At 43.0% G+C, this 1,221-nt stretch carries 1 protein-coding gene and 1 pseudogene; both read left to right on the top strand.

Translation table 11 applies throughout. The features are described from left to right. Positions 1–372 (top strand): transposase (locus tag QV04_RS06305; RefSeq protein ID WP_156539732.1); only part of this gene is annotated, 372 nt, incomplete at its 5' end. A 2-nt stretch (positions 373–374) separates the two neighbouring features. Further along, positions 375–1,205: pseudogene (locus QV04_RS11785) on the top strand (IS3 family transposase); the annotation flags it as partial. Positions 1,206–1,221: the final 16 nt, after the last annotated feature.

Here is a 1,221-nt window from a genome sequence, read left to right as displayed (position 1 = left end):
TGTAGTGGTACACTAATTTTGCAGTCCTCAATAGGTGGTAAACTATCACAAAAAGAGGATACTAAGATGAGAAGAACATTTAGCCCGGACTACAAAGTTGCCGCGGTAAAATTAGTCACCGAGCAAGGTTATTCTGTTGCCCAAGCCTGTTCGGAATTAGGGATAGGCGAAACGGCATTACGTCGTTGGATAAAACAAGTCCAAGCAGAAAAACAAGGCTATGTATTGCCCGGAACGAAGCCCTTATCACCGGAACAGCAACGGATACGAGAGCTTGAACAACGCATTAAAATTCTCGAAGAGGATAAAGAAATCTTAAAAAAGGCTACCGCGATTTTTATGTCACTCGAGCGCAACGCTACCAAGCGGTAAAGGCATTAAAATCGTATGGAATAAAACGGGTTTGTGCGCTATTTTCGCTTTCAGAACGAACTTACTATGCCCGGAGAAAGCGGCAGGCGAAGCCCAATAAACATTTAGGATTGGCGGTAAAGATAAAGGCATTATTTGATGAAAGTCGTGGTTCAGCCGGAAAGCGGACGTTAAAAGCGAGATTAAAAAGTAAGGGTATTGAGGTAGGATTAGCCTTGATTCGACAGCTGATGAAACAGCAAGGATTAGTCAGTAAACAGCCGCAAAAACGTTGGCGGACAGGCACGTCAGAGCAAGCGTCCACGTTGTTTAATAATGTGTTAAATCGGCAATTTAGTCCATGCGCTGACACAACGGTGTTATGCGGTGATACCACCTATTTGAAGGTACAGGGGGAATGGCATTATTTAGCAATCGTGATGAACCTGGCGCAACGTCAAGTGGTTGGTTGGCGATTGCAGAAACAGCATAATTCAAGGTTAGTCGTGGAAGCATTAAATCATGCCATGCTGACAACGGAAAGAACGAGGAAGATGTTGTTTCACTCAGACCAAGGCAGTATTTATGGGAGTGCGTCATTTATACGATGTGTGAAACAGCATGGTTTGATACAAAGTATGAGTCGCCGAGGAAATTGTTGGGATAATGCACCGATGGAACGTTGGTTTAGGAGTTTTAAATATGAATGGATGTTAAGGGGCGGTTATTCTTCATTAGATGAAGCCAAGGAAGACATTAAACATTATGTGTTTTACTATAACAGGGTGAGACCGCATAGCTATAATCAAGGATTACCGCCAGTTTTAGCGAAAAAACCTATTAGGGACTGCTGATTTAGTGGATCACTAC

Source organism: Gallibacterium genomosp. 1 (assembly GCF_001678575.1).
GTDB lineage: Bacteria > Pseudomonadota > Gammaproteobacteria > Enterobacterales > Pasteurellaceae > Gallibacterium.
The sequence above is the reverse complement of the archived record's forward strand: the minus strand, read 5'-3'. Positions and strand labels throughout refer to the sequence as shown.